15 protein-coding genes are annotated in these 21,395 nt (G+C 64.6%); 6 read left to right on the top strand and 9 right to left on the bottom strand.

Features of this window, described 5'->3' with window-relative positions:
• Positions 1-77 precede the first annotated feature (77 nt).
• From IF809_RS00540 to IF809_RS00530, 3 genes are read right to left on the bottom strand one after another with little or no spacing between them, the layout of a single operon-like run.
• The gene (locus IF809_RS00540; protein WP_462836537.1) at positions 78-2,960 is read right to left on the bottom strand and encodes an NHLP bacteriocin export ABC transporter permease/ATPase subunit; all 2,883 of its coding nucleotides are present in this window, start codon (positions 2,958-2,960) and stop codon (positions 78-80) included.
• Positions 2,957-5,116: an NHLP family bacteriocin export ABC transporter peptidase/permease/ATPase subunit gene (locus IF809_RS00535; protein ID WP_462836536.1), complete on the bottom strand. Its 2,160-nt coding sequence runs from the start codon at positions 5,114-5,116 to the stop codon at positions 2,957-2,959. The genes IF809_RS00540 and IF809_RS00535 overlap by 4 nt, the downstream gene beginning before the upstream one ends.
• Complete coding sequence (locus tag IF809_RS00530; protein WP_462836535.1) at positions 5,109-6,374, bottom strand: NHLP bacteriocin system secretion protein; 1,266 nt, start codon at positions 6,372-6,374, stop codon at positions 5,109-5,111. Before IF809_RS00530 ends, IF809_RS00535 begins: the two co-directional genes overlap by 8 nt.
• A 140-nt stretch (positions 6,375-6,514) precedes the next feature.
• Here IF809_RS00530 and IF809_RS00525 point away from each other — a divergent pair, with 140 nt between their 5' ends.
• A complete protein-coding gene (locus IF809_RS00525; protein WP_453992347.1) occupies positions 6,515-7,042 on the top strand; it encodes a hypothetical protein in 528 nt (175 codons plus the stop codon).
• A gap of 295 nt (positions 7,043-7,337) precedes the next feature.
• Positions 7,338-8,438 (top strand): DNA polymerase IV, encoded by a 1,101-nt coding sequence (gene dinB, locus IF809_RS00520; protein ID WP_462836720.1) that lies wholly within the window; start codon positions 7,338-7,340, stop codon positions 8,436-8,438.
• A gap of 22 nt (positions 8,439-8,460) precedes the next feature.
• On the opposite strand, the gene IF809_RS00515 is transcribed toward dinB, so the two are convergent.
• The 5 genes from IF809_RS00515 to IF809_RS00495 all read right to left on the bottom strand — a co-directional run bounded on the left by IF809_RS00515 (position 8,461) and on the right by IF809_RS00495 (position 14,590).
• Positions 8,461-10,620 (bottom strand): exonuclease domain-containing protein, encoded by a 2,160-nt coding sequence (locus IF809_RS00515; RefSeq protein WP_462836534.1) that lies wholly within the window; start codon positions 10,618-10,620, stop codon positions 8,461-8,463.
• Positions 10,621-10,816: 196 nt separating this feature from the next.
• Positions 10,817-11,869, bottom strand: a complete 1,053-nt coding sequence (locus IF809_RS00510; protein WP_462836719.1) for a hypothetical protein — start codon at positions 11,867-11,869, stop codon at positions 10,817-10,819.
• Between the two features lie 275 nt (positions 11,870-12,144).
• Positions 12,145-13,548: a sensor histidine kinase gene (locus IF809_RS00505; protein ID WP_462836533.1), complete on the bottom strand. Its 1,404-nt coding sequence runs from the start codon at positions 13,546-13,548 to the stop codon at positions 12,145-12,147.
• The gene (locus tag IF809_RS00500) at positions 13,545-14,210 is read right to left on the bottom strand and encodes a response regulator transcription factor (RefSeq protein ID WP_462836532.1); all 666 of its coding nucleotides are present in this window, start codon (positions 14,208-14,210) and stop codon (positions 13,545-13,547) included. The genes IF809_RS00505 and IF809_RS00500 overlap by 4 nt, the downstream gene beginning before the upstream one ends.
• Positions 14,210-14,590 (bottom strand): PepSY domain-containing protein, encoded by a 381-nt coding sequence (locus IF809_RS00495; RefSeq protein ID WP_462836531.1) that lies wholly within the window; start codon positions 14,588-14,590, stop codon positions 14,210-14,212. The genes IF809_RS00500 and IF809_RS00495 overlap by 1 nt, the downstream gene beginning before the upstream one ends.
• Positions 14,591-14,671: 81 nt before the next feature.
• Here IF809_RS00495 and IF809_RS00490 point away from each other — a divergent pair, with 81 nt between their 5' ends.
• The 4 genes from IF809_RS00490 (at position 14,672) to IF809_RS00475 (ending at position 18,566) form a co-directional block, all read left to right on the top strand.
• Positions 14,672-14,944, top strand: coding sequence for a PepSY domain-containing protein (locus tag IF809_RS00490; protein ID WP_462836530.1), 273 nt, complete (start codon positions 14,672-14,674; stop codon positions 14,942-14,944).
• 10 nt (positions 14,945-14,954) lie between these two features.
• A complete protein-coding gene (locus IF809_RS00485) occupies positions 14,955-15,521 on the top strand; it encodes a cytochrome b/b6 domain-containing protein (RefSeq protein WP_453979981.1) in 567 nt (188 codons plus the stop codon).
• A 40-nt stretch (positions 15,522-15,561) separates the two neighbouring features.
• Positions 15,562-16,257 carry a VIT1/CCC1 transporter family protein gene (locus tag IF809_RS00480; protein WP_462836529.1) on the top strand — a complete coding sequence of 232 codons (696 nt, stop codon included), beginning with the start codon at positions 15,562-15,564 and terminating at the stop codon, positions 16,255-16,257.
• A gap of 266 nt (positions 16,258-16,523) precedes the next feature.
• On the top strand, positions 16,524-18,566 hold the full coding sequence (locus tag IF809_RS00475) for a carbohydrate porin (protein ID WP_462836528.1): 2,043 nt from the start codon (positions 16,524-16,526) through the stop codon (positions 18,564-18,566).
• A 489-nt stretch (positions 18,567-19,055) separates the two neighbouring features.
• Here the strand turns inward: IF809_RS00475 and IF809_RS00470 are convergent, their stop codons facing one another.
• On the bottom strand, positions 19,056-21,356 hold the full coding sequence (locus IF809_RS00470) for a heavy metal translocating P-type ATPase (RefSeq protein ID WP_462836527.1): 2,301 nt from the start codon (positions 21,354-21,356) through the stop codon (positions 19,056-19,058).
• Positions 21,357-21,395: the final 39 nt, after the last annotated feature.

The raw sequence follows: 21,395 nt of genomic DNA, 5'->3' as shown, positions 1-21,395 counted from the left end.
CAAAGTTGGCTGCCCAAGAAACTCCCGGACAAGGACGTCCGGGAGTTTTTCTTTTGCGCGGAAGGCCGGCGAACGGGTCAGAGCATCTGACGCCGCGCGAAGGAGGCGAACATGCCGGACGCGGCATTCAGCTCGGCGAATGTCCCTGTTTCGACGATCTTGCCGTCGACCAGCACGATGATCCGATCGGCTCGCTGAACGGTGCTGAGCCGGTGCGCGATCACGATGCGGGTGACGTTCAGGTTTTCCAGCGCGTCGCTGACGATGGCCTGGGATCGATTGTCGAGCGAGCTCGTCGCCTCGTCGAACAACAGGATGCGCGGCCGCCGCGCGATCGCCCGCGCGATCATGATGCGCTGGCGCTGGCCGCCGGACAGCGTGCTGACGCCCTCCGCGACCTGGGTGAGCATGCCCATCGGCATCGCCTTGATGTCGTCAGCGATACCGGCAAGGCGCGCGGCCTCCCAGGCCTGCTCGAGCGGCAACCGGATTCCGCCGCAGATGTTCTCGTAGATGTTGCCGTTGGCGAGCTTGGCGTTCTGCAGCACCACGCCGAGCTGGCGCCGCAGCGCGCTCGCATCCAGCGTCTCGATCGACTTGCCGTCGTAGAACACCGCGCCCGATTCCGGCCGCTCGAACCCGAGCAGCAGCCGGAACAGGGACGATTTCCCGCTGCCCGACGGCCCCACCACCGCGACATACTCGCCGGGCGTGATCTTCAGGCTGACATTGTCGAGCACCAGCGGCCCATTCGAAAGATACCGGAACGAGACGCGCGCGAGCTCGACCGATCCGGACAATTCTCCCGGCGACTTCCGGTCATCCGGGATTTCGGTCGGGCTCGCGATCAGAGGCCGCAGCCGAAGCAGCGGCGGGATGGCGATCAGCGCTTCGCTGACGCCGGCCGCCCAGGAGCCGACCGATCCCATCGACTGGCCGAAAGCGGAAAAAAACGCGAAGAAAGTGCCGATGTCGGTGAGCAGGCCGCTGCTCGAATAGGACGCGTAAGCGTAGATGATCAGCGTCGCGATGGTGGGAAATGCGGTCTCGAACGCGCCGAGGCCGTTGCCGGCCAGCTGCGACGAGACGAAATACTGCTTCTGCGTCGCAAATTGCCTCGACCAGATCGCGAGCGCGCGCGAGGTCGCCGCCGAGACACGCAGTTTGCCGACGCCGGTCAGGAGCTGGAGGACAAATCCGCTGACCTTGCCCTGCTGGTTGAAGTGCTTGCTCTCGAAATGCAGCCGCACCAGATTGGTGCCGATGATGGCGACCGCCCTGAGGAATGTCAGTGCGATCGCGACCAGCGCCAGCTTGAAACTGTAGTAGAGCATCAGGCCGAGGCTGAACAGGCAGAACAGGCCGGCGATCATGCCGCGCAAGGCGTGACCGGTCAGGGCCCGCCGCGCCGCATCGATACCCATGGCGCGGTCGACCAGTTCGCCCGCCGTGTACTCGCGGAAGATGGCGGTCGGCAGCCGCAGCAGGCGGTCGATCATCGCCGCCTGAAGCCGCCAGTCGATCGTGGCCTCCATCCGCAGCATGACGAAACCCTGCATGACCTGGACGCCCGCCACCGACAGGCCGGCGAGAACCAGCGCGAGCGCGCAGAAGGCGAGCTGGTCGAGCTCGGATCGCGGAATGATCGAGCTGATCAAAAGGTTGGTGACGAACGGCGTCACCAGCGACAACAGACCGATCATGACGACCGACAGCGCGATGCGCAGCCCGCTGCCACGGGCATGGCGCAGCGAGAATTGCAGAAGGTCGGTGAACTTCAGCGCCCGCGAGGGCAGCGGCGGATAGAACGTGGCCGCCTCCGGCGCCATTTGCGCCGCGATGCTGCGATCGACCGCCCGGCGCGCCTTCGTGAGCGGGTCGATCATCAGATAGCCGCGGCGTGGCTCGTAGACGAGCGCGACCGGGGCGCGCGTCTCGCCGTACCAGCCGACAAGCGGACCCGCATCCAGTCTCCACCAGTCCGACCGGAGCAGGACCTGACGGAGCCGCAGCCGCGCCGCCTGCGCGATCTGTGCGAGGCCGGCAAAATCCTGCGCGCTGCCGTCGACACGGCCGGAGATCGCAATCGGCGCCCGCATCGCGCTGCCGACGATCTGGCAGGCGCCGGCCAGCCTGTCGGACCAGGAGGCATCGACCGCGTCATGATCGAAGCGCCGCACGATGATGCCTGAGAGGCGGTCGAAGGCTTCGACCGCCTGCGATGCGGCGAGCCCGGTTCGGCTCTGCAGCCGCGCGCTCTCATCTTGCGTGTCGCGGACCAGGATGTTCTGGATGCACTCACCAAACCACAGATGGAACTGGTCGATCGCCGGCCAGATCAGATCGTCGGCCGGCGCATGGGTCGCAGCGCTCGTGGCACATCCGTCGGTGCCCGCCTCGATCCACAAGCCCGATGTCAGAGGCAGCGGCGGGCTCGCGGCGGCATAGGGCGCACCGGTCCCGATCAGCCTGAGCGAACCACGCGCCACGTTGAGCCAAAGCAGACCGCGCATCGGACCGCGACGCGACTCGCCGCTGGCCAACGTCACCTCGCCCTCCGGCAGTTCGGCCATCTGCCACGACGGCGCCGGTCCCGCGACGAAGCGGGCGAGCCGCTCGATCCAGTGCACCGCCTGTTCCGGCTCCAGATCGGTCCTGGCCACGACGGACGCCCGCGTGTCCTGCGCGCCGACCGCAATGAAGCGCAGGCCGTCCGGAGACGACGCCGGGAATCCAGGCAGATCGGGAATGACATCCCCACTTTCGACGCGGAACAGGTGATGGCGGCTGCCGGATCGGCCGTCTTTGACCTCGATGGCAAAGAGGTCGGCGTGACCGCTGACGATTTCGAACACGTGACCGTGGTGATCGAGCAGAATGGGCCGGCGACCGTCGAGGGTCACCTCCCCCGCCGCCACGAGGCTCGCACCGGACACGATATTGTCGATGCTGCCGGTCATTCCTGCGACACCAGGCGAGCATATTCGCCGTTCAGGGCAAGAAGGGTTTCGTGCGTGCCGCGCTCGGCGACCTTGCCCTGCCGCAGGACGATGATCTCGTCGCAATCCCTGATCGTGCTGAGGCGATGGGCGATGATGATGCAGGTGCAGCCGCAACGGCGCAGATTATCGTCGATGGCCTTCTCCGTGACGGGATCGAGCGCCGCGGTCGCCTCGTCGAGCACGACGAGGGACGGACGGTCGACCAGCGCGCGGGCAATCTCGATGCGCTGGCGCTGGCCGCCGCTGAAATTGGTGCCGCCCTCGTTGACGTAGGAATCGTAATTGCCGGCGCGGATCGCGATGTCGTCCTGGATCTCGCCGTCCTTGAGCGCCCGCGTGAGATCGATATCCGGGACGGTCCGATCCCAGAGCGTGAGATTGTCGCGGACCGTTCCCTCGAACAGGAAGATGTCCTGGTCGACATAGGCAATGGAGTTGGCGAGGATGTCGGGCGGGATGTCCGCGAGCCGCGTCCCGTCGATCAGGATCTCTCCCGCCCAGGGCTTGTAGAGCCCGCAGACCAGGCGGCCGAGGGTCGACTTGCCGCTGCCGGAGGCGCCGACCAGTGCGACGCGCGAGCCCGGATTGACGGTGATCGACAGATCCGAGATCAGCGGCGGCTCGAGCAGCGAATAGCCGAACTGCACGTCCTTGAATTCGATGCGTCCAGCGAGCCTTGCCGGAAAGGCCTTGTCCGATGTGCGCGGGGGATCGCCGAGCGGATAATTGTAGACGTCTTCGAGGCGGTCGAGCGCGCCCTTGATCAGCTGGAAGCTGCCGGCCTGATTGACGAGCGTCGCCACCGGCTCGGAAAAGCTCGCCATCAGCGCCTGGAAGGCAACGAGGCTGCCGAGCGTGAGCGAGCCTTCGATCACCCTGAGGCCACCGAGGACCAGTATCGCAGTCATCGTCAGGCCGGCGATCAGGGTCGGGATCATGTCGAGGATGATCGACGACGACGCCAGATCGCGCTCGGCGTTCAGGACCTTGGCCTGGACACCCGCCCATTGTCCGAACGCCTCGTCCTCCAGCCCGCTCGCCTTGATGGTCTCGATCGAGCGGACGATGCTGACGACGGCTCCCAGCAGCTTGCCGCGTTCCAGCGAGAGCCCGCGGCTGAGATCCTCCCGGCGCCGCATCGACAGCCGCAAGGTGAGAACGTTGAGCAGCGACAGGCTGATGCACACCGCGGCGAGCCAATGGTCGTAGACGATCATCGCGAAGGCGAAGAACACCACCGAGGTGAGGCTGAGCGCATTGGCGGCGATGCCGCCTGCGAGCAGACGCGCAATCTGATCATTGGCGCCGACTCTTGCCGCGATGTCGCCGGCATGACGCTGCGTGAAGAATTCGATCGGCAAGGCCATCACCCGCCAGAGGAAGCGGCTGATCATCACCACCGAGAGTTTCGTCTGGAGCCGCAGCAGCAGGGATTGCTGCAGCAGCACCAGGATGGTGCGGATCAGCGCGGTTGCGGCCATCCCGATCAGCAGCGGACGCAGCCACCCGTTCAGATGCTGAATGAGAATGTCGTCGATGAAGATCTTCGAGAAGCTCGCGGCGACGAGGCCGGGCACGACCATGACGAAGCTGAGCAGGATGAGCAGCCCGACCGCGGCTTTCGACCCGCGCAGCTCCCGCAGCAGCAGCCGCAGTCCCGCCGGCTTGCCGCCTGATGGCGCAAAGCCCGGCCCCGGCTCCATCGTCAGGACGACGCCGGTGAAGCACCTGTCGAGCTCGTCGATGCCGATCTGCCGGCGTCCGAAGGCGGGGTCGTTGATGGAGGCGGACTTGCCCTTGATGCCTTCCAGGACGACGAAATGATTGAAGTTCCAGTGAACGATGCAAGGCATCGGCGCCGAGCCGAGCGATGCAAGGTCGAGCCGAAATCCCTTCGCCGACAGCCCGAAGCGCTTCGCCGCCCTGACGACGTTGCTCGCCTTGCTGCCGTCACGGGAGACGCCGCATTCGACGCGCAGGCGTTCGAGCGGCACCCAGGCCCCGTAATGCGCCAGCACCATGGCGAGGCACGCAGCGCCGCATTCGGCCGCTTCCATCTGCAGGATGGTCGGCGTGCGCTTGATGCCTGCGGTCGGCGTCACAGGACTAGCCATCGATCCCCGTCCACTTCCGCAGCAAGGGCACGACGAGGTCGATCGGGCGGCGGCTGCGCGTGGTGATTTCGGCCTGCGCCAGCGTGCCGCTGGTCAGATGCACCTGCGGCCCCTGACCCACAGCCCAGCGATAGCCGCTTGCGGTCGAGGGATCCTGCTCCAGCGACACCGAAACGGCGTAGGGCGCGCCGTCGTGGGAGAACACTTTGACGAGCTGATCGTTGTGGAGCACGGCGGTCATGCCCTGCGGCGTGACCGGAAATTCCGAGACGCTGGAGACGACGCCGATCATCGTGCCGAATTCCTCGCGCTTGACCGTGCTGGGCGCGACGCGGACCTGATAACCCGGCTTGACGCTCTTGCCTTGCTCAGCGGGGATGTAGACCACCGCCTCCAACCGCGCCCCCTCGTCCTCGATGAGAACGACCGGCGTACCCACGGCAAGAACCGAGCCTGACGAGGTCTTGATCTCCAGCACGCGGCCCGCGATTGGGCTGACCACTTGCGAATTGCGCCCCAGGGTTCCCGCCAGCGCCTGCATCTCGCGGCGCGCGTTATTCGCAGCGAATTCGGCCTGCTGCAGTTCGCGCTCGCGCTGGGTTTCCAGGTCGGTCTTCTGCGCGTGCAGCTTGAGGATTTCGTTCTGCGAATCCGTCCGGCGCTGCTGCGCCTCGGTCAATTCGAGACGGCGGTCCTCCAGCGTCTTCCGCGTCGTCAGGCCCTTGGCCATCAGCTGCTCGAGATTCTGCACGTCCACGGCAAGAGCCCGGACCCGCTGATCGGTGGCTTCGATGACCTTGTTGAAGGCCGCTTCAAGCTTCTCGAAATTGGAGGCCTTGACCGCGAGCTCGGCGGCGACTTTCGCCGCCATGTCGTCATGCTCGCGCTGGCGCTCCCGATAGGTTTCGACGGCGTTGCGGTACTTCTGCTCGATCTCGGTCTGCGAGATCTGGGCGATCACCTGCCCGCGCTCGACATGGTCACCGACGGAGACGCTGAGCGAAGCCAGCCTGCCTTCGGCAGCGGACACCGCATCGACCACGCGACCGCTGCCGACCAGGATTCCCTGCCCGGAGACGCGTGACGGGATCCGCCCGTAGATGCCCCAGACGAGCGCCGCAAGCATCGCGATCGTCACGATCGCCGTCAGGATCCAGTCGGCCGGCCGGGTGATCGCAACGAGGTGATCAAGCTCCTCCGGCGAGGCCGCGCGCTGCAGCGCGCTGGCGCGGAAGATTCTGTCAGTGCCATCGGTCACGCTGCGCCCCTTCGCGAAAATATTGCAGCGCCAGCGTTCACGCGCACGACGCCGAGAATAGGATTGAGCGAAATTGTCAGCGGGGATAAGCTTACTACGAGAACTGCATTTGTCGAGGCAGAGGACATCGGACGCATCAGATGAACCGGCAAGCCGATCGCATCACGCCCGTCGCAACTGTCCGCGCCCTGACGGCTCGGCTGGGGTGGTCCGGGCTTGCAGTGCTGCTCGCCACCAATGCGTGTGTGGCCGGCGTCCTGAGCCAGGCGGACCTGAAGAGAGTCGAAGATCTCAGGCCGATGTTCGCAGGCCTGATGGGCGATCTCGTACAGACCTCTAAGCGACCCGACATCTCCGCTGTCGACGCAGATTGCGTGAAGTCCACGATCCAGAATCTTGTCGAGATTTCTCAAGAGCTGTCCAGTTTCGAATATCTGATCACGATTGAGAAAGATCTGACCAATGTCAGTGAAAATGACCCGACCCGCGACGTGGTGAAATTCGCCGTCGAGCAGTCGACCAACATCCTGACCAGCCAGCGCAAGAAGATCGCCCAGCTGCCCGATCAATGCGCGAGGTCGCCCCTCGCCTTGGCCAAGGCTCAGCAGGCTCTGCAAGTCGTCGACGCGACGACCGGAATTTTGAGTTCTATTCGCTCTCGACTTTGAGGGGAATTGTCGACAGTTAGGATGCCCGGACAAGGTTACCGGGTGGCCGATCGAATGAGGTCATCCGAACGAATGACACCGGCGCACATTGTCATTTCCGGGACGGCTTGTTCTCGAAGGTTGCAGACTCGGTCATCGCCATCTCCTATTCGCCTTGGGAGGGACCACCCCTCTTGATCAGTGGTGATACGTATAACATCGCCGGAGCGTTGGTGCTGTGAGGCCAATCACACAGCGGTGCGCCGGAACCCGCCGCCAGCTCGCGATTTCTGTGGCCCGATTGTATCATCCGCGCATGGGCGAATCCGACACGGTGGTAGGCGAGGCGACACGCGTTCGCAAGATCATCCATATCGACATGGATGCCTTCTACGCATCCGTGGAACAGCGCGACAATCCGGAGCTGCGCGGCAAGCCAGTCGCGGTCGGCGGCTCGGCCGAGCGCGGCGTGGTGGCGGCGGCGAGTTATGAAGCGCGCAAGTTCGGCGTTCGCTCCGCCATGCCGTCGGTTACCGCGAAGCGGCAATGTCCGGACCTGATCTTCGTCAAGCCGCGCTTCGAGGTCTACAAGGCGATCAGCCGGCAGATCCGCGAGATCTTTGCCGAACACACTGACATCATCGAACCGTTGTCCCTCGACGAGGCCTATCTCGACGTGACCGAAAACCTGCAGGGCATCGAGCTCGCCCGCGACATTGCGCGGCTGATCCGCGAGAAGATCAAGGCCGAGACCGGCCTCAACGCATCGGCAGGCATTTCCTACAACAAGTTCCTGGCCAAGCTCGCCTCCGATCACCGCAAGCCCAACGGGCAGTTCGTGATCTCGCCGGAGATGGGACCCGCCTTCGTGGAGACGCTGCCCGTCGGCAAGTTCCACGGCATCGGCCCGGCGACCAGCGCAAAGATGAATGCGCTCGGCCTGTTCACCGGCCGCGACATCCGCAACCAGACGCTCGAGTTCATGAACGCCAATTTCGGCAAGTCGGGCGCCTATTACTACTGGATCTCGCGCGGCGTCGACGAGCGGCCGGTGCGGAGCAACCGGATCCGCAAGTCGATCGGCGCAGAGACCACATTCTCAGCCGATCTGGCCGAATTCGACGCACTCGTTACGAGGCTTCGGCCTCTCGTCGACAAGGTCTGGCGCCATTGCGAGACCACCGGCAGCCGCGGCCGCACCGTCACCTTGAAGATCAAGTTTGCCGACTTCGAGATCATCACGCGCAGCCGCTCCCTCCTCGCGCCGGTCGCAGGACGGGACGAGCTGGAGCGCCTCGCCTGCGGCTTGCTCGAAGTCGAGATGCCGTTGCCGAAGGCCGTCAGGCTGCTCGGCGTCGCGCTGTCTTCCCTCCAGGCCGGGGACGATGCGGAGCCACAATTGACGCTGGGAATCTGACGGGCGGCTGCGCGCCGTCCGATCAAGCCGCAATGTCTTCTGCCCCGCCTCGTCCCTCGTCGCGCTTTGCGTTGATCAGGTTGAGGAGGTGCGCTGCCGCGCGCGCGTCGCACAGCGCGCGGTGGTGGTCCTTCAGCTCGATATTGTAGGCACGGGTGAGCTTGCCGAGCCCGTAGGATTTGTGACCGGGATAGTGCCGGCGCATGCCGACGCAGGTGCAGAATTTTGGAAAGCGGAATCGGCGTTCGAGGCGTTCGTATTCCGCGGCGATGAAGCCATAGTCGAAGTTGACGTTGTGGGCGACGAAGACGCCGTCGCCCATGAATTGCATGAAGCTGTCAGCGATTTCCGCGAAGAGCGGCGCGCTCCGCACCATGTCGTTGGTGATGCCGGTCAACGCGACGATCTTGGCCGGGATCGACCGCTGGGGATTGAGCAGCGAATGCCACTCCGCCACGACCTCGTGATTGCGGATCCTGACGGCGCCGATCTCGGTGATGCGATCGCCGCCGATCCAGCCGCCGGTGGTTTCGATGTCCACGACGACATAATCCTGGTCCGGATCGAAACGGAAATCGGCGCGGCCGATCTCCGCGGGAATTCCGGCGTGACCGAGCTGGCGAAGCCGCGTCAGCTGGTTGCGCCTGATGACGTCGCCCTCGGCCTTCACTTCCATGAACGAGACGGCGCCATTCGTGACGAGCATGAGATCGGGAAAACCGTCGCGCATGGCGCGATAGTCTTCGCACATCAGGCGAAGCATCGTGGCGAGACCGGTCCCATTCGCGCCGGCAAGCAGCGCCCGGAGCGCATCCATGTCGACATGGTCCCAGGCGAACACGCCGTTCGGCTTTCCCCATTTCCCGGCGACGATCCGCAGGATCTGGGGCAGCGCAGCATTCGATGCGACGGCCTGCAGCTTCGTCTCGATCCGGGACGAGAACATCAGCGCGAACGTTCTGTCCTTCAGGCAATGCGGCATCCAGTCGAACCCGCTGTGCAGCTGCCCGGATTCGAACAGCTCGTCCCAGAACAGCAATCCGAACAGGCAATGCCAGAGCGTGTTTTCCGCGTGGAAGACCTCGAGGCCCTGCCGGCGCAAGACGCCTGCGATGCCTGCCTCCGGATGACCGCGCCAGATATCGTCGACCCGGAGCGTCCGCCCTGCCCGCAGCAACTCGGTGCAGAGTCCCGTCCGGCGTCCATCGAACTTGCGGGCATAGAAATCGCTTGCGAAGACGAATTCGTCGTCGCTTGCGGGATCGTCGATCATACGGCGCAGCAGGTCTTCGGCGGCGTCCCTGTCTCCTTCCGCATAAAGCAGGCGCGCGAGGCGCTCATGGCATTCGGCGGAAGAGCCGGCGCGGTAGAGCTGGACGGCGAGGCCGGCCTCGCTCTTCTTTTCAAAATGCAGACCCGCCTTGTGCGCCGCGCGGCTTCTCAGATCGAAGGCATAATCCGTCGGACAGACCGGGCCGCCGAGAATGGCGGCAACGGAACTGCGATAGACCTCGTCGGATTTGGTCTCGAGCTGGCGCAGCAGGCGGGCGTAATGGAAGCAGGCCCTCGCTTCATCCGCGTCGGCAAACCGGGCGCTGAAATCCGCTTGGTCGTTGGTACTGAGGATGCCGAGGTCGCGCAGCGCGAAGTTCTTGAGGTTGTGCTCCGTCTTGCCGAAGTAGAGATAGAGCAGAAACTCCAGCGGCTCGGTGTCGCCGAGTGCGATGAACGCCTCGCCCCCGCAGTGTCGGAATGCCGTGCCGAACGATAGATGAGCGAGGCAATACTCCGTCAACTTGCCCTTCGGCCACGATGCCCGGACATCGCTCAAGCCGGCCGCCTTCGCACCGTCGAACAGCACCGGCTTGGCAAGGCACGCCAGGAACGCTGCGTAATCCTGTTCGACCAGGGCTCGAACATAACCGGCGACAGCAAGCTCACCCAGCGCGCCGACGGGATCCGCGATCTCCGTGTACTTGAACGTCGAGGGATTGAAGACCGTACCGCTGCGATTGACCATCCGAATGAACAGGCACTGGGCGTCTTTCGACAGCGACAAGAAACGATCGACGAAGGCGTGATGAGTTTCAGTCAGCACCGGACCGTAGGTGTCGCAAACGAAGCTCAACATCTCCTTGAAGTGGTCGTGGTAGTAGTAGACCGGCAGAACTGGCAGGCTCATCGGTGCTTCGCCCCGGGCGCGGCGTGGCGAAATCCGGCTTTGGTCAAGCTTGCGCGGCATGCGGAGGCGCCGGCCGCCGTTGATTCATGGGCGTGCATGTTCGACTTCTGTTCTTTTCGCCAGACAGTGTCAAGCTTGGAATTCAAACGGCTTCATTCTCTTGCCGACCCTTTCGCCCAACCAGCGGTCCGCCGATTCAATGGCCTTGTCGAAACTCCCATGCCCAGACGGAATCGCCGGCGTCTCGGCGGCTGACCAGGGTGACGCGCATGAAACGATCGTGGGCGAGTGCCGCGCCCAGCCATAATTCGTTCCACGCATCGAATATGGCGGGAGACATCTGCTCCCGACCGGACATGAGGCGCCACGTGGTTTGCCGTACGATCGCCGTGTCACCTTCAAGATGCATCTCGGCGTCATCGCCCTGGCCCCGCAACAGCCTCGTGAATGCGCTCGCAAATCCCGCGACGCCTCGGTCCACTCCGCCGAGCATGGCGGCAACGTCGTCGAACGTATGCATGCCGATCAATCGGGCAGCCAGACCTCCCATATGGCCTCCCTCGGCGGGTCCAAGCACCGCCATCATTTCAGGCAGAATCGAGGTGATATAATCCATCGCGTAATTGCGGAGCGCCTTTCGCAACCGGCTTTCCGGCCAGTGCGTTTCGGGAAGACGCGGCGCAAGCTCCGGCCTGAACGGCGGGCATCGCTCTCCCGGAGAGAATTGCAGCCGCTCCTCCGGCGCAAGCTCGTGATCGTATTCCCGGTAATATCCCTCAAGGCCCGGCTGCCCGTCGACGGTCTGTCCCGTGCAGACGAAGCCCAGGCGGGGATTACCGAGAACCACGCCGTTGTTGCCGTGCCATCCCCTGAGCATCCCGCGGGACACTTCCGAGGGAATTCCACAGATCGCGGTGCCATGCCAAAGCCAGCGGGGAGGCGGATAGCGGATCCACGCCTTCTTGTCGCTCTCATAGACATATTCGACCTTTACGCCGCCTACCTGATTGGCGAGGTAGTTGTACTGCGCGCTGGCGACCGCATGCGGCAGCCCGTCCAGACCGAGCTTTTTGAGGCTCGCGACGAAATGGGTCGCTTGCTGGCGGCGAAACATCCTGAACACGATCTCGGCCGCACGCGTCGCCCCGGCGCGCGACGAGAGATGAAGGATGAGTCCCGTGAGATAGGAGTGATAGATCCGCTCGACCGCGCGATAGGCCTGCACGTCATCCGGCGCACTGTTCGTCATCCTCATTGTTTCTCCCGGAGCTTGTTCGATGCACAGAGAATGCAGCGGCGGGGCCGCCGGCCCGCGCTGCTGATGACCTCAGTCAGGCCGCTTCATTTCGTCCTCGCGGCCCACGCCGGCGGCTTGTCGCGATCTGGGCCGACGCGATGCAAACACTGCTCGATACGAAAACGAAGAAACGCCAAAAGTAAAGAGCGTTGAGGACGGCCTCACCGCACGCGCAACAGATCTTCCCGGGCGCCCTCGAGACGCTGACGGCCGATGTCAACAAGATGTCAGGCCGAGGGAGCGACCGACACTTTCGCCGGGCGGCTCGGCGGGCCAGACACCCCTGGCCTCACGGCGATGACCGCCTTCAGGCCGCCGAGCTCCGAGCTGGAGAGCTCCAGGCCCCATCCGTACGCATCGAGGACGTCCTGCACGATGGCCAGGCCCAGGCCCGCAGCGCCGCCGCGCTGATCGAGGCGCACGCCACGTGCGAGCACGCGCGACAATTGGGCCGGGTCGATGCCTTCGCCGTCGTCCTCGACGACAACAGACGGCTGGCCGTCATCCGAGGTGATCCGGACCCGGTCTGCAGCATGGCGGGCCGCGTTTTCGATCAGATTGCCGAGCACCTCGGCGAGGTCGGTCCGATCAAGCGGGATGGTCAAGTCGTCGCGGATGAGGTTCTCGAACGCCACTCGCATGCCGTCGGGGGTGCGCGACATCGTCGCCACGATGGATTCGACGAGAGGCCTCACGACGGTGGACGTTGCGGCCTTCCCCCTTGCGTGACCGCGGACCCTGGCCCGCGCGAGCTCGCGGTCGACATGGCGCCCCATGGCCTCGCCGACAGCCTCGATGTCGCGGGCGATCTCGCGCTCGCCGCGCTCCCGGAGGCGTGAAGCGTCGGCGGCAAGGGCGGCGAGTGGCGTCTTGAGCCCATGGGCCAGATCCGCTGCGCGGCCGCGGGACCGCTCTATCTCGGCTTCCTGCGCATCGACGAGGGCGTTGACCTCCTCGACGAGCGGTTGGACTTCGCTCGGGACCGAGGACGGCAGATGCCGGCTGCGTCCTGCCCTGATATCGGCCACTCCCCGGCGCAGCGCGACCAGCGGATGCAGTCCGACGCCGACCTGGACCCAGGTCGCGAGGGCCAGTACGGAGCCGAGCAGGACGAGCGCGATGGAAAGATCCTTGGCGAAGGCCGAGGTCGCCGCCGTGACCCGCGCCAGGTCCTCCGCGACGGCAAGGCGTACGACCACCGGCTTCCCCTCCGCGGAAAGCGTCACCGCCCGTTCGGCGACCAGCACGCGCTGACCGCCCGGTCCATCCGCTTCGTGCTGATGCGTTTCACCGGGGCTCAGCCGATCCGCCGGCAGTTTCATGGCGGAATCCCACAGCGAGCGCGAACGCAGCAACTGCCCGCGATCATCGCTGACTTGCCAGTACAACCCGGACAGCGGATCGGCGAAGCGTGGATCGACCGGTGTCTGCGCGAGCACCAGCTTGCCCTGAGCATCCAAGTCGATGTTCGCGAGAAGCTGCTTCAGATGGACGTCGAGATCCTGAGCCAGGGTTCGCGAGACATGGCGTTGGAATACGACGACGAGCGCGCCGCCAGCGATCGCAAGCGCGATCAGGATCGCAACGATTCCGCCGGCGACCAACCGCAGCCTGAGCGAATGCCGGTTCATGCGGGCGCCTCCGGCATGAGATAGCCGAAGCCCCGCCGCGTTTCGATCGCCTCCGCGCCCAGCTTCTTGCGCACGCGCGCGACCAGCACCTCAAGCGTATTCGAATCGTGCTCTTCGCCGTGGCCATAGACGTTCTCGTCGATCTCCTGCTGCGAAACGACCCTTCCTCGATTGCGGAGGAGATGGGCGACCAGCCGATACTCGAGCGGAGAGAGCGTGATGGGCACGCCACGGCGGGTTACCTTCATCTGCCGCTCGTCGAGCGTGATCTCGCCCGCGGTGATGACCGAAGAGCCGTGCCCGGCAGAGCGCCGCACGATGGAGCGCAGCCGCGCCAGCAACTCCTCCATCCGGAACGGCTTCGGCAGGTAGTCGTCGGCCCCGGCGTCGATCCCGTCCACCCGCTCCGCCCAGCTTCCGCGCGCGGTGAGGACGAGAACGGGCATGTGCCGACCGTTGGCGCGCCAGCGCTTCAGGACCGCAAGCCCATCCATTCCAGGCAGACCAAGATCGAGGATGACGGCTCCGAAGTCCTCGGTGTCGCCGAGGAACCAAGCGTCCTCGCCATTCGCGACAGCTTCGACCACGTAGCCGGAGGCTTCGAGCATTCGCGAGACATCCGACGCAATCCGCGGGTCGTCCTCGACAACAAGCACGCGCATCACTTCTCCTTGGTTCGCTCGATTTCGCCGCTCTTCGCATCGACGTGGATCTCGAGCAGCCGGCCCTTGCCGTCGAGCACACGGAGCTCGTACATCCAGGCGCCGGCTTCGCGCTCGAGCTTCACGCCCACGACCTCACCCGGGAGCTTACCCTTCATCACATTGAGGATGTCGGCGTAAGGACGGATTTCGCCGGCCTCGACGGCCCGTTTCGCGTCATCGTGGTCGCGCGCGAACGCCGGTATCCCACCGCCCGCGCCCACAAGGGCGGCCGTGAGGATCAGGATACGGATTCGGCGCAGTCTTGGGCACATAAGAAGCTCGTCATCGGGAAGATATGGATGCCAGATATCACCTGACAAATAGCTGACGTAGCTCAACAGGTGTCCGTCAGGCCGCTTCTGGCAGGTTGCTCCGCATGGCCGGCGCATGGTGCGGCCGGCCACCGTCAGGAGATACCCATGCGCAAGATCTTCATTCTTACCGTTGCCGCCGTGATCCTCGGGGCGGCGTCCGCCCAGGCCGGCAGCCTCGGCAAGCCGTGCACGTCGGCCCCGGAGGCTCAATGGCTGCCGATGGGGCAGTTGCAGGCCAAGGTCGAGGCCCAGGGCTACAAGGTCCAGAAGGCCAAGCTCAAGAACGCTTGCGGCGAACTCTATACGCTCGACAAGAACGGTCATCGGGTGGAGCTGTTCGTGGACCCGACCAACGGCCAGATCATCGGCCAGATGTAACGGTCCGCAAATGAGAACCGTGAGCAACACGATCGGAGCCGGCGGCGCGATGCCGCCGGCCACGGTCAAGGTCTGGGATCCCTTCGTCCGGATCTTCCACTGGTCGCTGGCGAGCTTGTTCGTTCTGGCTTACGCTACCGGCGACGAGATCGAGCGGGTGCACGTCGCGGCCGGCTACGCCATTGCCGGCCTCCTCGCGATCCGCGTCATCTGGGGCTTCATCGGCCCGCGACATGCGCGCTTTTCGAACTTCGTTCGTCCGCCACGCGAGGTGCTAGCCTATCTTCGCGACGTCGCTCTCCTCAGGGCTCCCCGCTACATCGGACATAACCCCGCGGGCGGTGCCATGATCATCGCTCTCGTCGTCGCGCTGGCCGGCACGTGTGCGACGGGCTACATGATGACGACGGATGCCTACTGGGGCTCCAAGCTGATCGAACACGTCCACGAATTCCTGGCCAACCTGACCGTCGGCCTGGTCGTGGCGCATGTGCTCGGCGTGTTGATCGCAAGCTTCGAGCATCGCGAGAACCTGGTCGCGTCCATGATCTCCGGCCGCAAGAGAGCTGCCGACTAGGCAGCTCTCTTCAAACCCAAACCACAACCAGGAGCGTCCTGTGCCAGCCACCCCTCACATCGAGAAGCACTTCACCGCCTCCGAAAGCGTCCGCGACGTCGTGATCGGGATGGCTGACGGCTTGACGGTCCCGTTCGCGCTGGCGGCGGGCCTTTCGGCGGCCGTCACCAACACGGACGTGATCGTCACTGCCGGATTGGCCGAGGTCGTCGCCGGTGCGATCGCGATGGGCCTTGGCGGGTATCTCGCCGCGCGCACGGATGCAGAGCATGACGCAGCTGAAGAACAGCGCGAACACCATGAAATCGATCACATGCACGAGCGGGAGATCGACGAGGTCGAGCAGATCTTCCGCGAGTATGGCCTTGAGGGCGATGCGCTCAAGTCGGTTGTCGGTGCTGTGGCGTCAAACCGGCAGCGATGGGTCGACTTCATGATGCGCTTCGAATTGGGTCTGGAGCGCCCCGACCCGAAGCGCGCGCCGATCAGCGCCGCCACGATCGGAGGCTCATACGTGGTCGGCGGTCTGATTCCGCTGGTGCCCTACATGTTCACCCAGAACATCGGGACGGCGCTGCAGATCTCCGTCGCCGCGACCGGCGTCGCGTTGCTGTGCTTCGGGGCCGTCAAGGGGCACTTCACGGGCGTCAACAAGATCAAGTCGGCGTTGCAGACGTTGCTGGTAGGCGGATTGGCCGCCGGGGCGGCGTATTGGCTCGCGCATTTGTTCGGGTAAGCGCGCACCTTCGGGTGGGGAATTCCATTTGCGACGTCAGGGCGCGGCTTTTGTCACGGCCATGGGCGAGGCGACCCTTACGGCGCGATGGGGACATTGTCGGCGGGGCATTCCTCATCCGTCCATGCAGAGGCCTATCATCGGTGGAGCTCGAGCAGGCATCTCCAACAAGCTATTTGTTGCAAATCCGTCACTTGCGAATGAGAGAAGCTGCGAACCGCCGATTGCTGCTTGACCGCGGTTTTGAATAGGGCTGTTGAACGACGATGAAGCGGATATGTCTCACAGGCGCAGTCGCAAGCCTCGCCCTTGCTGCGCCCGGTGCAGCGAGCGCGGCGGAGTCGTATCCAATCAAGGCTCCAAGGCCTGACGCTGCGGAATGGACCGGCTTCTATCTCGGCGGCCATTTCGGATATGCCGGCGGTCGGTCCAATTGGAGTGCGAACGACGGCTTGTCCACCGTGAACGGATCGGCCGGCTTGTTCAGCGCCTATGACGCGTTCAAAGGGACAGGCAGCTATCTCTTCGGCGTGCAGGGCGGCTACAATCTGATGCTACCCTCGCGCTTCGTGATGGGTTTCGAGGCCGACTTGTCCGCCCCGAACACCATGGCTGGAGATCAGAGCGTAACGTCGCTCTCCGGCGGGACCGCCAGCTATCGCGACACCGTCCTCGGCATGGGGACGGCGCGCGGCAGGCTCGGCTATGCCTTCGACCATTGGCTGCTCTATGCGACGGGGGGATTCGCCTGGTCCTATGACAGGCTGGAGCGGACGCAACTCGCGGGCACCCCACTGGTCGGCAGCGCGGCCATCGGCACCGTGGATACGGCCTTGACATGGCGCCTCGGCTGGGTCGCCGGCATCGGAGCCGAGTTGCCGGTCGCACCGCACTGGACGGCCAAGGCCGAATTCCTGGCTTCGGAGTTCGGCGATCACCACAAGAGCCTCGCAGCATCGGCAGAACAGCTGAACTCCGGCCTCTCGGTCCAACGTGTCCAGGTCGGGCTCAACTATCAGCTTGGTCCCGATCCCGCCCACACCGACTTTGCCATCAAGGGCATCGCCCCCGCGGAGACCGATAATTTCGCCGTGCATGGGCAGACAACGATCGTCACGCAATATGCGCTGCCGTTCCGCGCGCCCTATGCCGGCCAGAACAGCCTCTCGCCCAATCAGGTGCGCGAGACATTCGATGCGGACCTCTTTGTCGGCTTCCGTCCCTGGGACGGCGGAGAAATCTGGATCAATCCGGAAATCGACCAGGGCTTCGGTCTCAACGGCACATTCGGCGTGGCGGGCTTCCCGAGCGCGGAAGCCTACAAGGTCGGCTCCACCTATCCGTATGCGAGGATTCCGCGCGCCTTTTTGCGGCAGACGATCGATCTCGGCGGCGACGTGCAGAAGGTCGAGTCCGGGCCCATGCAGTTCGCGGGCTCCCAGACCAGCGATCGCCTCGTGCTCACCGTCGGCAAGTTCAGCGTCGTCGACATCTTCGACTCCAACAAATACGCGCACGATCCGCGCGGCGACTTCCTCAACTGGACGCTGGTCAACACCGGGGCATTCGACTACGCCGCCGATGCCTGGGCCTTTACCTATGGCGCCGCGGCCGAGTGGTACACCGGCCCTTGGACCTTCCGTGCCGGCGTGTTCGACGGGCCCGTGACGCCCAACAGCACAAACCTCGATCCGGCCTTCGGCCAATTCCAGATGGTTGGCGAGGTCGAGCGTCGCTACGAGGTCATGGGGCAGCCCGGCAAGATCGCCGTGACTGGCTATCTGACGCGCGCGCGGATGGGAAATTTCCAGGACGCCGTCAATCTTGCCAACCTGACCGGCGCCGCGCCGGACCTCTCGCTGGTGCGCACCTACACGAGCAAGCTCGGAATTGCCGGCAACATCGAGCAGCAGATCATCCCCGGTGTGGGCCTGTTTGCACGAGCTGGTTACACGCCCGGCAGGCTGGAGGCCTACGCATTTACCGATGCAGACGCGACGCTCGCGGGTGGCGCCTCGATCTCCGGAAAATTCTGGAACAGGCCGAACGACACGCTCGGGATAGCAGGCATTCGCAACACGATTTCCGCACCGCACCAGGCTTATTTCGCGACAGGCGGTTACAGCGCGCTGATCGGCGACGGGCAGCTTCCGCATCCGGGCGCCGAGAAGATCATGGAAATATACTACACGCTTCCGATCGCGGCGTGGACGCTCGGCTTCGATTATCAGTTCATCGACAACCCCGCCTACAATCGCGATCGCGGACCAGTCTCAGTCGTCGCGACTCGCTTGCATGCGCAGTTCTGATTTTCTTTTCACGTGACGCTGCCATCTGATAGGATTCATTGATCAAGTCGATGACCGATCGGTGCTGCAATGCGCAATTGGAAGCCGCACTCGTTGTCGCTGCTCGCGATCGTTTTCCTGGTGCAAGCGGCCTGCTTCCCGGGCACCGTGTTAGCGCTCGGAAGCTCCAGTTCGCACGACGGCCCGTGGAATCCCGATCACATCGATCGGTTGCCGCCCGACATTCGCAATACCGTGCTCCAGAGGTGTGGCGGGCGCGCTCAAGCCCTCCACTACTTCGGGACCTATCTCAACCGATCAACGACCGTCAGACTTCATTTCGAGAACGTGCGATGCGACGGCGACAAGGCATTCCGAAGGGGCGAGAGCTGCCTGCACGAGGAGTATGTTGCATACGGAAGGCACTATCGTCTTGCGAAGCACTACTATGGCCCGTGCGATGATTGATATAAGTTCGCCTGTACCCCGCATGGCCAAGATGCCGGCCGCCTATGCCGCCACGGCTTCGTAGATATCCTCCTCCTGGGCCGTGTGCATGCGCACCAGCGTTTCGATCGCCTCGATTACCCGTTGAGCGTCTCGGACGAGATAGCGATCGACCTTCTCTGACGGCAGATCCTCCACGATCCGATCGAGCAGCCGCGTAAGATGCAGAATTTCACGGTGGGCGCGGCTCATGGCTGAGAGGCCGTGGCGATCGCGCAGCACTGTCGCAAGCTTCGGATAGACGCTGTCCTCATCCGCGCGCTCGTGCATGACGACGCTGCTCTGAACGATGCGTTGAGCATCCCCGATCAACGCCGCGGCTGACTCGGGGGCTGCGTCATCCAGCGCATCGACGATTTTGCGCAAGCGATCGAGGTCCTTGAACAGGGCCTGATGATCGTGATGCAATGCCAACCCCTGCTCCGCGGTGATGTGCGCACCGCCCCTCATAAGAGCCGGAGCGAGCGCCCGCAGGGCGTTCAGAATGACGGCAACGTCGATGACCTCCTGGACGATGGCCGCAGGCACCGGTTCAAGGCAGCCAACGGCGGCGGCGAGCATCGCCAGCAATGACAACCCCATGCCGACAACAATGCTTTGCAAGGCAATGCGTCGGGCCCGTTGCGCGATGATAATGGCCTCCCCGACGCGATCGAGCCGGTCGGCCAAGATCACCACATCGGCGGCCTCGGACGAGGCGGTCGCGCCGCGCGCGCCGAGCGCGACTCCGATATCGGCCACGGCCAATGCCGGGGCGTCATTGATGCCATCGCCGACCATGATGGTCGGATGCAGCCTCTGTTCGGTGCGCACCGCCTCAACCTTGTCCGAAGGAACGCGGTCGGCCAGCACGTCGTCGAGGTCGAGCGCCGCACCAATCGCCTGCGCAGCCGCGGCGCGATCGCCAGTGACCATCACCATTCGTGCGATCCCCGCATCGCGCAGCAGGCGGATCGCCCGCGGCGTATCAGCCCGCAACTCGTCCGCCAGCAGCAGCGCGCCGATCGGGCGGCCATCCACGGCGACGAAGACGATCAGCGCCGAGCGCCACGAAGCGCGCCGGATCGCCCGCAGCTCCCACGCCGACAGTTCGCCACGCGAGCGCAGCAGTTCTCGCGAGCCCGCGGTGACCTGGCGCCCGTCGACCAGACCGCGCAGGCCGCTGCCCATGGTCTCCTTGACTTGTTCCGGCGCTTTCAGCTTGAGGCCTCGATCGAGGGCCGCAGCGACGACGGTCTTGGCAAGCACGTGATGCGAGGCCTGCTCGAGCGATGCGCCGAGCCGCAGGACCTCGTCAGGGTCTTCCCCCGGAGCAACCTCGATCGAAAGCAGCCGTGCCCCTCCGACGGTCAGGGTCCCGGTCTTGTCGAACAGCACCGTGTGAGCGCGGGCCAGCGCCTCCAGCGCCCCTCCCCCTTTGGCAAGAATGCCGCGCCGAGCCGCTCGCGCCACCCCGGCAATGAAGGCGACCGGTGCAGCCAGGATCAGCGGACACGGCGTCGCCGCCACCAGCACGGCAAGGCTGCGCGTCAGATCACCGGACAGGCGCCAGGCCAGGAAGGCGACGACGAGCGTCACCGGCAGAAGGACCAGCGCGAAACGATCGGCCATCCGCACGAAGGGAGCCTTCGCGGTCTGCGCCGCCGTCACCATGCGCACGATGCCCGAGTAGGTGCTCTCGCCTGCCGGCGCGGTCGCGGTCAACTCGAAAGTCTCGCCCGCATTCAGCGAACCGGAGAAAACCGCGCTGCCGCGTGTCTTCTCGACCGGGATCGGCTCGCCCGTAACCGCGGATTCGTCGATGGTCGCCGCGACCGAGCCAACGACGCCATCGACCGGCACGATCTCGCCGGCCCTCACCAGGAGCTCTTCGCCGACCAAGACTGCGTCGACCGGAATGTCCTCGATCCCACCATTGATTTTGCGGTGCGCCTGCCGCGGCGCCCGATCGACCAGGGAGTGCAGGTCACGCTCGGCTCGTGCGATCGCAATGTCCTCCAGCACGTTGCCGCCGGAATACATCAGCGCAACCACGGCCCCCGCAAGTGGCTGGCCGAGCGGCAACGCTGCGCTCATCGACAGCAGCGCAATCGCATCCACTCCGAAGCGACCGCTCAGAAGATCCCTGACGATCGAGACGGCCAGTCCGCCGATCACGGGCGCGGTGCCGAGTTGCCATGCAATATCCGCGAGATCAGCGCGACCCGCCACTCCCGCGAGAAGACCCGCGGTCAATCCTGCGATTGCAATCGCAACCAGGCCCCATCGCAGGACCCGCTCTATGGATTTGGTCTCGCTCCACATCACATGATGATTATCCTCTGGAACCAGCCGGTTGTTTGA

The sequence above is a fragment of the Bradyrhizobium sp. UFLA06-24 genome, from assembly GCF_054967145.1.
The sequence above is the reverse complement of the archived record's forward strand: the minus strand, read 5'-3'. Positions and strand labels throughout refer to the sequence as shown.

Bases quoted from the DNA above. Each gene is read 5' to 3' on its own strand.
- IF809_RS00540 (WP_462836537.1), bottom strand. From the start codon at position 2,960: ATGACCGGCAGCATCGACAATATCGTGTCCGGTGCGAGCCTCGTGGCG.
- IF809_RS00535 (WP_462836536.1), bottom strand. From the start codon at position 5,116: ATGGCTAGTCCTGTGACGCCGACCGCAGGCATCAAGCGCACGCCGACC.
- IF809_RS00525 (WP_453992347.1), top strand. From the start codon at position 6,515: ATGAACCGGCAAGCCGATCGCATCACGCCCGTCGCAACTGTCCGCGCC.
- dinB (WP_462836720.1), top strand. From the start codon at position 7,338: ATGGGCGAATCCGACACGGTGGTAGGCGAGGCGACACGCGTTCGCAAG.
- IF809_RS00515 (WP_462836534.1), bottom strand. From the start codon at position 10,620: ATGAGCCTGCCAGTTCTGCCGGTCTACTACTACCACGACCACTTCAAG.
- IF809_RS00510 (WP_462836719.1), bottom strand. From the start codon at position 11,869: ATGACGAACAGTGCGCCGGATGACGTGCAGGCCTATCGCGCGGTCGAG.
- IF809_RS00505 (WP_462836533.1), bottom strand. From the start codon at position 13,548: ATGAACCGGCATTCGCTCAGGCTGCGGTTGGTCGCCGGCGGAATCGTT.
- IF809_RS00500 (WP_462836532.1), bottom strand. From the start codon at position 14,210: ATGCGCGTGCTTGTTGTCGAGGACGACCCGCGGATTGCGTCGGATGTC.
- IF809_RS00490 (WP_462836530.1), top strand. From the start codon at position 14,672: ATGCGCAAGATCTTCATTCTTACCGTTGCCGCCGTGATCCTCGGGGCG.
- IF809_RS00485 (WP_453979981.1), top strand. From the start codon at position 14,955: ATGAGAACCGTGAGCAACACGATCGGAGCCGGCGGCGCGATGCCGCCG.
- IF809_RS00475 (WP_462836528.1), top strand. From the start codon at position 16,524: ATGAAGCGGATATGTCTCACAGGCGCAGTCGCAAGCCTCGCCCTTGCT.
- IF809_RS00470 (WP_462836527.1), bottom strand. From the start codon at position 21,356: ATGTGGAGCGAGACCAAATCCATAGAGCGGGTCCTGCGATGGGGCCTG.